Raw genomic sequence first — 12,516 nt, forward strand, 5'->3', positions numbered from 1 at the left:
GCCGTGTCCATCCTGCGGTTCACGCTCATGCTCGCGGCACTGCTGGCCGCGACCCTCGCCGTCGGCTGCTCCGACCCCACCGGCAGCGACGCCCACGAGGGCGACAAAGAGGCGATCGCCACCATCCGCTCCGGGTTGCAGACGATGTTCACCTGGCACCCTGGCCCCGACCGGAGCCGGGCCGACGCCTACCGCCGCGCGGCACCTTGGCTCACCACCGAACTCGCCGCCGAATCGGGCAACAGCACCGAACGAGGCCCGGGCGCGCAATGGGACCAGTGGGCTCGCGACCGCTCCGGTGTCGAAGCGACCGTCCTGGTCATGGGCACCGAGCACACCCCCGACGGCCCGGACCGCATCGACCGGCTCGTACTGATCACCCAGGCCGTCAAGACGCCCGAAGGAAAGATCGTCGAAACCACCAGCCTCGACGCCCGCGTTCTCGTCCAGCGCACCGATCAAGGCTGGCGCATAGCGTCGATCGAATTCGTCTGATAACAACGAAGGCGCCCGAGAAGATCTCAGGCGCCTTCGTGTTTCAGCGGATCAGTGGCGGCGACGGGACTTCGGGCCGCGCCGACCCTTCGACTCCGCGCGGGCCGCCTCGCGACGCTCGCGGCGGGTGGGCTGCGGACCACCGTCCGCGCCGTATTCCTCGGCGTCGCTGTGCACCGCGGCACGGCCGCCCTCGTCGGGGCCGGAGTAGCTGAAACCGCGCGGGGCGGTCTCATCGATTCCCCGGGCACGCAGGGCCGCCGGCGCGGCGTGCCCGTTGGCGACCCGAGCCTCCTCGGTGGGCAGAGCGGGCGGGGCGGGCGGTGCTCCGACCGGCGAACGCAGGCCGGGGCCGACGGCGACGCCTTCCGGCTGCGGCTGCTGCACCTCGACCTGCAGATTGAACAGGAAGCCGACCGACTCCTCCTTGAGACCGTCGAGCATCGCGGTGAACATGTCGAAGCCCTCGCGCTGGTACTCCACGAGCGGGTCGCGCTGCGCCATCGCGCGCAGGCCGATGCCCTCCTTGAGGTAGTCCATCTCGTAGAGGTGCTCGCGCCACTTGCGGTCGAGCACCGACAGCAGCACCTGCCGTTCCAGATTGCGCATGCTGCCCTCGCCCGCCAAGCCGTCGATCTCGGCCTCGCGGCGCTCGTACGCGTCGTGGGCGTCGTCCAGCAGCGCCTCGAGCAGCTCCTCGCGCGTCAGCTCGCCCGCTTCGCCGACAGCGGTCTCGCCGGTCAGCTCCCGGTAGTCCAGGCTCACCGGGTACAGCGTCTTCAGCGCCGTCCACAGCTTGTCCAGATCCCAGTCCTCGACGTAGCCCTCGGCGGTGGCGCCGTCCACGTAGGCGGTGATCACGTCGGCGATCATGCCCTGGACCTGGCCTTCCATGTCCTCGCCGCGCAGGATCCGATTGCGCTCACCGTAGATGATGGTGCGCTGCTGATTCATCACCTCGTCGTATTTGAGGACGTTCTTGCGGATCTCGAAGTTCTGCTGCTCGACCTGTGTCTGCGCGCTCTTGATGGCCTTGGACACCATCTTCGCCTCGATCGGCACGTCGTCGGGCAGGTTCAGCCGCGTCATGATCGCTTCCAGCGCGGCGCCGTTGAACCGGCGCATCAGCTCGTCCCCGAGCGACAAGTAGAAGCGGGACTCACCCGGGTCACCCTGCCGACCGGAGCGGCCGCGCAGCTGGTTGTCGATGCGGCGCGACTCGTGCCGCTCCGTGCCGAGTACGTAGAGGCCGCCCGCATCGCGCACCGCGTCGGCGTCCTCGGCGGTCTGGGCCTTCACCTGGTCCAGGGTGGGCAGCCAGGCGCGCTCGTACTCCTCCGGCGTCTCGACCGGGTCGAAGCCCTGCTTGCGCAGCAGGATGTCGGCGATGATGTCCGGGTTGCCACCGAGCACGATGTCGGTACCGCGACCTGCCATGTTCGTCGCGACGGTCACCGCGCCCGGCCTGCCTGCCTCGGCGATGATCTCGGCTTCCTTCTCGTGGAACTTCGCGTTCAGCACGTTGTGCGGGATGCCGCGCTTGGTGAACTGCTTGGACAGGTACTCCGAGCGCTCGACGCTGGTGGTGCCGATCAGCACCGGCTGACCGTTCTCGTGCCGCTCGGTGACGTCGTCGACCACGGCGGAGAACTTGGCTTCCTCCGTCTTGTAGATCAGGTCGGACTGATCGGCGCGGATCATCGGCTTGTTGGTCGGGATGGGAACCACGCCGAGGTTGTAGATCTGGTGCAGCTCGGCGGCCTCTGTCTCGGCCGTGCCGGTCATGCCGGAGAGCTTGTCGTAGAGGCGGAAGTAGTTCTGCAGCGTGATCGTGGCCAGGGTCTGGTTCTCCGGCTGGATCTCCACCCCTTCCTTGGCCTCGATCGCCTGGTGCATGCCCTCGTTGTAGCGGCGCCCGACCAGGATGCGGCCGGTGAACTCGTCGACGATGATCACCTCGCCGTCGCGGACGATGTAGTCCTTGTCGCGGGCGTAGAGCTCCTTGGCCTTGATGGCGTTGTTCAGGTAGCTCACCAGCGGCGAGTTGGCGGCCTCGTAGAGGTTGTCGATGCCGAGCTGGTCCTCGACGAACTCGACGCCCGCCTCGTGCACGCCGATCGTGCGCTTCTTGATGTCGACCTCGTAGTGCAGATCCTTCTTCAGCAGCGGCGCGATGCGCGCGAACTCGGCGTACCACTTCGAGGAGGCGTCGGCCGGGCCGGAGATGATCAGCGGGGTGCGCGCCTCGTCGATGAGGATGGAGTCGACCTCGTCGACGACGGCGAAGTTGTGCCCGCGCTGCACCAGGTCGTCCAGCGAGTGCGTCATGTTGTCGCGCAGGTAGTCGAAGCCGAACTCGTTGTTCGTGCCGTAGGTGATGTCGGCGCCGTAGGCCACCCGCCGCTGCGCGGGGCTCATGCCGGACAGGATCACGCCAACCTCGAGGCCGAGGAAGCGGTGCACGCGGCCCATCCACTCGGAGTCACGCTTGGCCAGGTAGTCGTTGGTGGTGACAACGTGCACACCGTCACCGCTGATCGCGTTCAGGTAGGCGGGCAGCACCGAGGTGAGGGTCTTGCCCTCACCGGTCTTCATCTCGGCGATATTGCCCGTATGCAGCGCGGCGCCACCCATGATCTGCACCTTGTAGTGCTTCTGGTTGAGCACCCGCCAGGACGCCTCACGCGCCACCGCGAACGCCTCGGCCATCAGCTGGCCGAGTGGATCGGTCTCGCCTTCCTCGGCCATCTCGGCGTAGCGTTCGCGGAACTCGTCCGTTTTGGCCCGTAGCTCGGCGTCGCTGAGGTCTTCGTAGTCCGGTTCGAGGGCGAGGACCTGGTCGGCGAAATGCGCGAGCCGCTTGACCATGCGACCCTCACCAATCCGTAGCAACCTCGTCAGTGTCAGCGCAGGCACGGGTCTCGTCAGTCCTCTGGTCGGTGTGTCAAATCGTGTCGTCGGCCCCCGGGCCGGTGCGGGCCCACGCGGTTGCGCGGAATCCGCTGCAACTCTCATGGTAATGCTCTGTCGGATGCCAGCGCCTGCGGCGCTGCGTGTTCTCGGCTGTGCCGGTTCGGCCGCGACTCCGTCGCGGCGTTCCCGGCCACTCTATGACTCGCATCCGAGCGGCCGCCGTTGCGGACGTTTCCATCGTGCATCTCGGTGCGCGCTGTGATCGAATCGAATCGCCGAGTTCGAGCGGGCCTGCATGCCACGGAACCCGCGGGCGCGGGAATAGGGTGTACAGAATTCGTCGGAATTGTCGCAAAGCCCGGGAAACGGTTGCTGCGGCAGCACAATGAAGCGGGGACGGCATCGGGAAAAGGAGTACCGGGCAGCGTGATCACGAGACTGACGCCGCAGGACACGGCCTTCTACCGGCTCGAGTCGAGTAGCAATCCGGTCCATATCGGCTCTCTCGCGATCGTGCGGAACACCGAACCCGGTGACGGCGCGGGCCGGACGATTCTGGACTACGACCGGCTGGTCGACCTGGTCGAGAGCAGGCTTCCGATGGTGCCGAGGTACCGCCGCAAGGTGCGTGAGATCCCGCTGTCGCTCGGGCGGCCGGTCTGGGTCGAGGACAGCCGGTTCGATATCACCTACCACATCCGGCGCTCGGCGCTCCCCGGTCCCGGCACCGACGAGCAACTGCACGACCTGGTCGCCCGGCTCACCTCACACCCCTTGGACCCGGCCCGGCCGCTATGGGAGATGTACCTGATCGAACGGCTGTCCGATGGCCGCTGCGCGATCTTCACCAAGACGCATTCCGCCCTGGTGGACGGGGACACCGCGCTGGAGATCGGTCACGTCATCCTCGACGCGGGGCCCGCGCCGCGCGAATTGGCCGGTGACGACTGGATCGCGCCGCGCGAGCCCGGCGAGGTCGAACTGCTGGTGGGCGCGCTGGCCGATCTCGCCGCGCAGCCACGCAAGGCGCTGGAAGTGGCCCGCGACGCGAGCGCGGGTGCGTTCGCGGTGCTCGGGACGGCGGGCAAGGCGGTCGAGTCCCTGGTCGCCGCGGTACGCACCGCGGCGACCGGTGCGCCCGCCAGTCCCCTGAACACCCGTACCTCGCGGAACCGGCGCTTCGACGTGGTGCGCACCGACCTGGCGGACTACCGCACCATCCGCAAGCGTTTCGGCTGCTCGATCAACGACGCGATCCTCGCGGTGGTGACCGGCGCACTGCGCAACTGGCTGCTTTCGCGCGGGGAAGCGCTCACCGAGTCGACCGCGCTGCGGGCGGTGGTGCCGATGTCGGTTTACGTCGAGGGAGCAGACGGCGAGCAGGCGCAATCGGCGAGCGAGGTGTCGTCGTTCCTGATCGATCTGCCGGTCGGCGAACCGAACCCGGTGATGCGGCTGTCGCACATCGCGCACGCGACCGAATCGAACGGACGTCAGCGGCGCGGCGTCCGCGCGCGTACCCTCGTGCACCTGGCCGGTTTCGCTCCGGCCAGCCTGCACGCGATGAGTGTGCGCGCGGCGAGTACGTTCGCAGAACACACGTTCAATCTGGTGATCACCAACGCGCCGGGTCCGCAGGCGCCGATGTACATCGGCGGCGCGCGGATGCTGGAGATGTACCCGGTGTCGCCACTGCTGCGCAATCAAGCGTCGAGTATCGGGATCACGTCCTACGACGGACGGGTGTTCTACGGTCTCAACGCCGACCGCGACGCGATGGCCGATATCGGCGTGCTCGCCACGGCGGTGCGCGATTCCATGGAGGAGATGCTCGGTGCCTGCGTCTGATCAGAACAAGCTGCGGGTCTACATCCCGGCTACGGTGCCGATGCTGCGCGAGCTGGTCGAGAACCGGGAATTGGCCGCCGTCGGAGGGACCGCGTTCGCGGTGACGCCCGCCCTGCGCGAGGCCTACGCCTCCGGCGACGAGGAGGAGCTGGGCGAAGTCGCCATGAACGAGGCCGCCCGCGCCTCGCTGCGGCTGCTCGCCGCCGAACGCGAGGCGATCGGATCGTCGGAGGATTCCGAGAACGAGGCCGCGCCGCCCGCGGGCGGCAGCCCTGTCTATCGCCGCGCGGTGATCGCCGCCGACGTGACCGGGGCGAAACTGCGGCCCGACCTCGACGACGCGGTGGTCCGGCTGGCGGGTCCGATCGGCTATCAGCAGATCGCCTCGGTGCACGTCGATCTCGCCGACGCCGAACCGCAGGTGGCCAAGGCCGTCGACGTGGTGGACGCCGCCGATCTCGGCGACACCGACGCGGAGTTCGTCCTCGGGGACGCCGAGGACCATCAATTGGCCTGGTATGCCGCTCAAGAGCTGCCGTTCCTGCTCGAACTGCTCTGAATCGCGACGAGGTACGCGGCCTCGCCCGCCGCCATAACCTACGATGCCGTAACCTTGCTGGCGAGGCCTCCGACCGGCGAGACGGCGGCCTGCGCATCCGACGACAGGGAGATCAACGGCAGCGATGGGTTCGAAAATTGGGAGCTTTTCCGTCCGAAGCGTCCGCGCGTGGCTGGAGGCGCCCGCCGCAAGCGTCGCCGAGCGCGGCGGCAAGCTGAACGTGCTGCGTGGCGCCGTGGCGCGGGTGACAACGCCATTGCTGCCGGACGACTACCTGCACCTGGCCAACCCGTTGTGGTCGGCTCGCGAACTGCGTGGACGCATCGTGGAGGTGCGCAAGGAAACCGCCGACTCCGCGACGCTGGTGATCCAGCCGGGTTGGGGCTTCGACTTCAAATACCTGCCCGGCCAGTACATCGGCATCGGCATGCTGGTCGACGGACGCTGGCATTGGCGCTCGTATTCGCTCACCTGTCCGCCGAATTGGTCGGTGCCCGGCCACGGCGGTAAGCGGCTGATCTCCATCGCCGTGAAGGCGATGCCGGAAGGCTTTTTGTCCAGCCACCTGGTCAGCGGCGTGCCGGTCGGCACCATCGTCCGGCTGGCCGCCCCGCAGGGCGGATTCGTGTTGCCGTACCCGCCGCCGGAGAAGGTGTTGTTCCTCACCGCGGGCAGCGGTATCACCCCGGTGATGTCCATGCTGCGCGCGATGGACCGTCGCGAGCTGTTCACGGATGTGACGCACCTGCACTCGGCCCGGACCGCCGAAGACGTGATGTTCGGTGCGGAGCTGAGCGCGCTGCACGAGCGCAACCCGAGCTTCCACACCCGTCTGCATCTCACCGCCGAGAAGGGAAAATTCGCACTCGCCGAACTCGATACCGAGTTCCCGGATTGGCGCGAACGACAGACCTGGGCATGCGGCCCGGCCGGGATGCTCGACGAGATCGAGAACCACTGGCGCGAGGCGGGCCTGTCGGACCGGCTGCACGTGGAGCGCTTCGAAATCGAGCGCTCCGCGGTGGGCGAGGGCGGCACGGTCACCTTCGGCAAGACCGGCCGTACCGTCGATGCGGACGGCGCCACCAGCCTGCTCGAGGCCGGTGAGTCCGTCGGCGTGCAGATGCCGTTCGGCTGCCGGATGGGCATCTGCCAGACCTGCGTGGTCACGTTGTCCTCCGGCCACGCACGCGACCTGCGCAACGGTGAGGAGCGCCGGGAAGGCGACAAGGTGCAGACGTGCATCTCGGCGGCGGCGGGCGACTGCACCCTGGACGTGTAGTTCACCAGGTACCCTCGAGGTGGATCGAGTATGAAAGGACCCCGGTGGCCATCACCGACATCAAGACGTTTGCCCACCTGACGGCGGCCGATATCGAGACACTGGGGCAGGAGCTGGATTCCATCCGGCGTTCGGTCGAGCTGTCCCGTGGCGAGCGCGACGCGAAGTACATCCGGCGCGCGATCGCGGCGCAACGCGGTCTCGAAGTGGCGGCCCGCGCCGTGCTGTTCGGCAGCCGCAACCGCTGGGCGTGGCTGACCGGCACCGCACTGCTGTCGGTCGCCAAGATCATCGAGAACATGGAGCTCGGGCACAACATCAGCCACGGGCAATGGGACTGGATGAACGACCCGGAGATCCACTCCAGCTCGTGGGAGTGGGACATGACCGGCCCCTCCGCGCAGTGGCGCCGTGCGCACAACTACTCCCACCACACCTACACCAACGTCCTGGGCAAGGACGAGGATCTCGGGTTCGGCATCCTGCGGATGACCCGCGACGAGCAGTGGCGGCCGATCAACTTGGTGCAGCCGCTGGCCAACCTGCTGCTCGCCGCGACCTTCGAGTGGGGCATCGCGCTGCACGACTGGAGCATCGAGAAGGAACTGGCGGACACGCCGCCCTGGGAAGTCGCTTCCGGGCCCAATGTGGAGTTCGCCCGCAAGATCTGGCGCCAGGTGGCCAAGGACTATCTGATCTACCCCGCGCTCACGGGTCCGGCGTTCAAGCACACGCTGAAGGCGAACGCGGCGGCGAACCTGGTGCGCAACCTGTGGGCGTACGCGGTGATCTTCTGCGGCCATTTCCCCGACGGCGCGGAGAAGTTCACCGTCGAGCAGCTGGAGAACGAGACCAGCGGCGAGTGGTACCTGCGCCAGATGCTCGGCAGCGCGAACTTCAAAGCGGGGCCCGCTATGGCGTTCATGAGCGGCAACCTCTGCTACCAGATTGAGCACCACCTGTTCCCCGACCTGCCGAGCAACCGGTACCCCGAAATCGCGGCACGGGTGCGCGAGCTGTGCGACAAGTACGACCTGCCCTACACCACAGGGTCGCTGGGCAAGCAGTATCTGCTGGCCTTCCGCACGATCCACAAGCTGGCGCTGCCGGACCGGTTCCTCAAGGCGACCGCCGACAACGCGCCCGAGACCTCGTCGGAACGCAAGTTCGCCGGAATCACGCTGCCGTCGCTGGGCGCGGACTCCACGCATTGGCTGCGCATTGATCCGGAGACCGGCAAGCGGCGCGGTCTGCGTTCGGCGCTGCACGAGGCGAAAGTCGCGTTGCAGGAGAAGGCACGGCAGGAAAAGGAGATGCTGCGCGAGGCCAAGGCGGCCCTCAAAGAGAAGGCCGGACACGAGCGGCAGGTGCTGCGCGAGGCTACAGTCGCATTTCAGGATCGAGCCCGCCAGGAACAAGCCGCGCTACGCGAAAAGGCCATGCGGGACAAGCGTTTTCGGCTTCGCCGAAGGGTACGGTAACTTACCAGCCGAGCATCGGGATCGCAATAGGGTATTTGACACATCCATGCGACGCATCTCGCAACCTACGCTCTCGTAACTTACGGTAAAGTAACCCGTATGGCGATCTCGGATGTCAAGGAATACGCACATCTCACCGAGGCCGACGTGGAAGCACTCGGCGCGGAATTCGACGCGATCCGGCGGGAAATCGAAGCCTCGCGCGGCGAGCGCGACGCGAAGTACATCCGCAATGTCATCAGGTTGCAGCGAGCCCTCGAGATCAGCGGCCGGGCGGTGCTGTTCGCCAGCCCGGTGCGCGCCGCGTGGCTGGCCGGCGTCGCCCTGCTCGGCACCGCCAAGATCATCGAGAACATGGAGATCGGGCACAACGTCATGCACGGGCAGTGGGACTGGATGAACGATCCGGAGATCCACTCCAGCTCGTGGGAATGGGACAACACCGGTGCGGCAAAGCACTGGAAGCACACCCACAACTACCTGCACCACAAGTACACCAACGTGCTCGGCATGGATGACGACATCGGCTACGGCCTGCTGCGGGTGACGCGCGACCAGCGCTGGAAGCCGTTCAACCTGGGTAACCCGATCTACAACCTGGTGTTGCAGCTGTTCTTCGAGTACGGCGTCGCCATCCAACACCTGGAGCTGGGCAAACTGGCGGCGGGCCGGTACAAGCCCGGCTCCCCCGAGCGGGCCGATTTCGAGCGCAGGCGCGACGAGGCGCTCACCAAGATGGGCAAGCAGATCCTCAAGGATTACGTGGTCTTCCCCGCCCTCACCGGTCCGGCGTTCTTCTCCACGCTGACGGCCAACCTGGCCGCCAACGCGATCCGCAACGTCTGGTCCAACGCGGTGATCTTCTGCGGGCACTTCCCCGACGGGGCGGAGAAGTTCACCAAGGCCGACATCGACGGCGAGACGCACGGCCAGTGGTATCTGCGCCAGATGCTCGGCAGCGCCAACATCTCCGGCGGCCCGGTCCTGCACTTCATGACCGGCAATCTGAGTCACCAGATCGAACACCACTTGTTCCCCGACCTGCCCAGCAACCGGTACGCCGATATCGCTGTGCGGGTGCGCGAGCTGGCCGACAAATACGACCTGCCCTACACCACCGGCTCGCTGCCGGTGCAGTACTTCAAGGCATGGCGCACCATTCTCAAGCTGGCGCTGCCCAACAAGTACTTGCGGGCCACCGCCGACGACGCGCCGGAGACCGCCTCGGAACGCAAGTTCGGAGGTAGCGCCAAAGCCACCGTCGATCCCGTGACCGGCAGGCGTCGCGGTCTGCGCACCGCGCTCGCCCAGGGGCGCAGGCGGCTCGCCCGGCGCGGCACGCCCGCGGCGCGCTGAGATCCGACCCGCGCGGCGACGTCGGCTCGGTCCGAAATCCGAGCCGACGGATAGCATGGTTCGCTCGGGCGGGCCATGTGCGGTGGGTTCGCCGAATTTGATTGACTCAGGCGGTGCATCCTGAGGTTCTTAGCGTCTATGAGGCCATCCGGCGCCGCCGCGACGTGCGCGCGGAATTCACCGGCGACGTCGTGGACGAGGCGACGCTGTGGCGGCTGCTGGATGCCGCACACCGCGCGCCCAGCGTAGGGAATTCGCAGCCCTGGGATTTCGTGGTGGTCCGCGATCCGGCGACGCTGCGCGAGTTCGCCGACCATGTGGCGCGCAAGCGCATCGAGTTCCGGGACGCGCTGCCGCCCGAGCGTGCCGCCACCTTCGAGCCGATCAAGATCGAGGGCATTCTGCAGAGCGGTACCGGGATCGTGGTCTGCTACGACCACGAACGCGGCGGACCTCAGGTGCTCGGTCGGGCCACGGTGCCCGAAACCGGTATCTACTCCGCGGTTCTCGCCATCCAGAACCTCTGGCTGGCGGCCACCGCCGAAGGCGTCGGCGTCGGGTGGGTGTCGTTCTATGATCCCGGGTTCCTGTCCGACCTGATCGGGCTCCCGGAGGGCGTCCGCACGGTCGCCTGGCTGTGCGTCGGGCCGGTGCACGAATTCCAGCGCGTCCCCGATCTCGAGCGCTTCGGCTGGCGCGCGGGCAGACCGCTCACGGAAGCGGTGCACCGCGAAATCTATCGCGGCTGATCTCCGCGTCCCGGTTGCGCATCGTTACGCAAATGTGTGGATCGTTCATGGTTCAATCGGATGCCCACGGGGTACGACATGGGCGAAACTGCCTCTGACGCAGTGCTCTTCATGTGGTTTTCGTCGGTTCCAGGAGGTTTTGCACATGGCCAATGTCGATGCTGTTCGGCTGTCGAGCGAGCTGGGCATCGATCTGGCACAGGCGACGTTGCGCCTGCGTCGGGAAGGCGCCCCCGGCGAGACCAGGCACCAGACCTGTCTGCGGATTCTCGCGGACGAGGGGCGTAAGCGGCGGGGCGGCACCGGCAAGGCCTGAGGACGCTGCCCGGCTGCGGTAGCCGAGCGACCGCCGACCGGCGCGGGACTCCCGGTCGGCCGGCGGGTACGGCACACCGGTCGGGTCAAACGCGTTCGAGCACCGCCGACGCGCCGATGCCGCCCGCGGCGCAAATCCCCAGCAGTGCCGTGTTCTTCCCCGTGCGAGCCAGCTCGTTGGCCATGGTGGTCACCATGCGCGCCCCGGTGGCCCCGAACGGGTGGCCGAGCGAGATCGAGCCACCGTGCACGTTCAGCTTGTCGATATCCACCGCACCGACCGCGGTGTCGCGATCCAGCCGGGTCTTGGCCCACTCGTCGCTGGCCAGCGCGCTCAGCACCGCCAACGTCTGAGCGGCGAAGGCCTCGTGGATATCGACGAGATCGGCGTCGTCCAATGACATCCCGGCCTTCTCCAGCGCGCGAGGCATCGATATGGCGGGACCGATCAGCACCTGATCGGTCGGGTCGACGCTCACGTAGCTCCACGACCGGAACGCCGCCAACGGCCGATACCCGAGTGCATGCGCTTTCTCCTCGCTCATCAACAGCACCGCGGCGGCCCCGTCGGTGAGCGGGCTGGCGTTGCCTGCGGTCACGCTGCCGTCCGCGGCGAAAACCGGCTTCAGAGCGGCCAGTTTCGCGATGCTGGTGTCACCGCGCACCAGACCGTCGCTCAGGATCTCCGCGTCTTCGGGAGTGCGGACCCGCAATACTTCGTCATCGAACCGGCCGGACTCGATGGCGGCCGCCGCGCGGTGGTGCGAGCGGGCGGCGAACTCGTCCTGGTCCGCGCGACTCACGCCGTGGATACGAGCCATCTTCTCGGCTGATTCGCCCATCACCTCGCCGGTGGTGCGCTCGGCGATCCTGGGCCGGCTCGGCAGCAGATCGGTGAACGGCGCGAGGCGTGCGACCGCGGAGAGATAGTCCTTCGGCTTCGGCTTGCCCAGCGCCAGCGGCGCCGCCGCGTGTACGACCTTCTGCGGCAGTTTGACCTCGGCATTCGACGTGGAATCACTGCCGCCCGCGATCATGATGTCGTACTCGCCCCGCTCGATCGCGGCCGCGGCCGAGGTGACCGCCTGTAACCCGGAGGCGCAGGCCCTGGTCACCGTGTAGCCCTCACAACCCGGGTCCAGCCGCAAGTCCAGCGCGATTTCCCGGGCGATGTTCGGCGCCGCGCCGGGCAGGATGACACCGCCCCAGACAATCGCCTCCACGTGCGCGCCCGGCAGCCCGGTCCGCTCCAGCAGTCCCCGTACCGCGGCGTCGGCAAGCGCGATGGAATCCATCCGGGTGTATCCGGTGAACGCCCGCAGGAACGGCGTGCGCGCACCGGACACGATCACGGCACGGCGAGCAGCTTTGGTGGCCATGCGATTTCCTTTCGAAAGCCTCGAACCACCAACTTACTGCAAAGTAAGTTCACCGTCGACCCCCTTCGCCGACGGTGAACCCGACGTAGCGGCACTCCCCTCCACCGCCGCTGAACCGGTCCGCCGCGCGCCGTTGAGC

The 12,516-nt window shown here is 67.4% G+C and carries 10 protein-coding genes; 8 read left to right on the top strand and 2 right to left on the bottom strand.

Translation table 11 applies throughout. From position 1 onward, the window contains the following. The first annotated feature begins 3 nt into the window (after nucleotides 1–3). Nucleotides 4–495, top strand: coding sequence for a hypothetical protein (locus tag ACFU5M_RS24950; RefSeq protein WP_379053060.1), 492 nt, complete (start codon nucleotides 4–6; stop codon nucleotides 493–495). 51 nt (nucleotides 496–546) lie between these two features. Here ACFU5M_RS24950 and secA read toward each other — a convergent pair whose 3' ends face one another. Further along, entirely contained in the window at nucleotides 547–3,411 is a 2,865-nt protein-coding gene (gene secA / locus ACFU5M_RS24955) for a preprotein translocase subunit SecA (RefSeq protein ID WP_379053062.1), read from the bottom strand. 423 nt (nucleotides 3,412–3,834) lie between these two features. Here secA and ACFU5M_RS24960 point away from each other — a divergent pair, with 423 nt between their 5' ends. From ACFU5M_RS24960 to ACFU5M_RS24990, 7 genes are all read left to right on the top strand, one after another. After that, nucleotides 3,835–5,256: a wax ester/triacylglycerol synthase family O-acyltransferase gene (locus ACFU5M_RS24960; RefSeq protein ID WP_379053064.1), complete on the top strand. Its 1,422-nt coding sequence runs from the start codon at nucleotides 3,835–3,837 to the stop codon at nucleotides 5,254–5,256. 10 nt (nucleotides 5,257–5,266) lie between these two features. Continuing rightward, nucleotides 5,267–5,815, top strand: coding sequence for a DUF6912 family protein (locus tag ACFU5M_RS24965; protein ID WP_379053077.1), 549 nt, complete (start codon nucleotides 5,267–5,269; stop codon nucleotides 5,813–5,815). A gap of 124 nt (nucleotides 5,816–5,939) precedes the next feature. Then, nucleotides 5,940–7,097, top strand: coding sequence for a ferredoxin reductase (locus ACFU5M_RS24970; RefSeq protein ID WP_379053066.1), 1,158 nt, complete (start codon nucleotides 5,940–5,942; stop codon nucleotides 7,095–7,097). 44 nt (nucleotides 7,098–7,141) lie between these two features. Continuing rightward, nucleotides 7,142–8,578, top strand: a complete 1,437-nt coding sequence (locus ACFU5M_RS24975; protein ID WP_379053068.1) for a fatty acid desaturase — start codon at nucleotides 7,142–7,144, stop codon at nucleotides 8,576–8,578. Nucleotides 8,579–8,677: 99 nt separating this feature from the next. Further along, on the top strand, nucleotides 8,678–9,934 hold the full coding sequence (locus tag ACFU5M_RS24980) for a fatty acid desaturase family protein (RefSeq protein WP_379053070.1): 1,257 nt from the start codon (nucleotides 8,678–8,680) through the stop codon (nucleotides 9,932–9,934). Nucleotides 9,935–10,047: 113 nt separating this feature from the next. Next, on the top strand, nucleotides 10,048–10,683 hold the full coding sequence (bluB, locus tag ACFU5M_RS24985) for a 5,6-dimethylbenzimidazole synthase (RefSeq protein ID WP_379053072.1): 636 nt from the start codon (nucleotides 10,048–10,050) through the stop codon (nucleotides 10,681–10,683). A gap of 145 nt (nucleotides 10,684–10,828) precedes the next feature. Continuing rightward, the gene (locus ACFU5M_RS24990) at nucleotides 10,829–10,999 is read left to right on the top strand and encodes a hypothetical protein (RefSeq protein WP_379053074.1); all 171 of its coding nucleotides are present in this window, start codon (nucleotides 10,829–10,831) and stop codon (nucleotides 10,997–10,999) included. 85 nt (nucleotides 11,000–11,084) lie between these two features. Here the strand turns inward: ACFU5M_RS24990 and ACFU5M_RS24995 are convergent, their stop codons facing one another. After that, complete coding sequence (locus tag ACFU5M_RS24995) at nucleotides 11,085–12,377, bottom strand: acetyl-CoA C-acyltransferase (RefSeq protein ID WP_379053075.1); 1,293 nt, start codon at nucleotides 12,375–12,377, stop codon at nucleotides 11,085–11,087. Between the last annotated feature and the right edge of the window lie 139 nt (nucleotides 12,378–12,516).

It is taken from the genome of Nocardia sp. NPDC057455, assembly GCF_042802775.1.
GTDB lineage: Bacteria > Actinomycetota > Actinomycetes > Mycobacteriales > Mycobacteriaceae > Nocardia.

What these genes read in the sequence shown, in the direction of transcription:
- ACFU5M_RS24990 (WP_379053074.1), top strand. Translation starts at nt 10,829, where the DNA reads ATGGCCAATGTCGATGCTGTTCGGCTGTCGAGCGAGCTGGGCATCGAT.
- ACFU5M_RS24995 (WP_379053075.1), bottom strand. Translation starts at nt 12,377, where the DNA reads ATGGCCACCAAAGCTGCTCGCCGTGCCGTGATCGTGTCCGGTGCGCGC.
- ACFU5M_RS24970 (WP_379053066.1), top strand. Translation starts at nt 5,940, where the DNA reads ATGGGTTCGAAAATTGGGAGCTTTTCCGTCCGAAGCGTCCGCGCGTGG.
- ACFU5M_RS24980 (WP_379053070.1), top strand. Translation starts at nt 8,678, where the DNA reads ATGGCGATCTCGGATGTCAAGGAATACGCACATCTCACCGAGGCCGAC.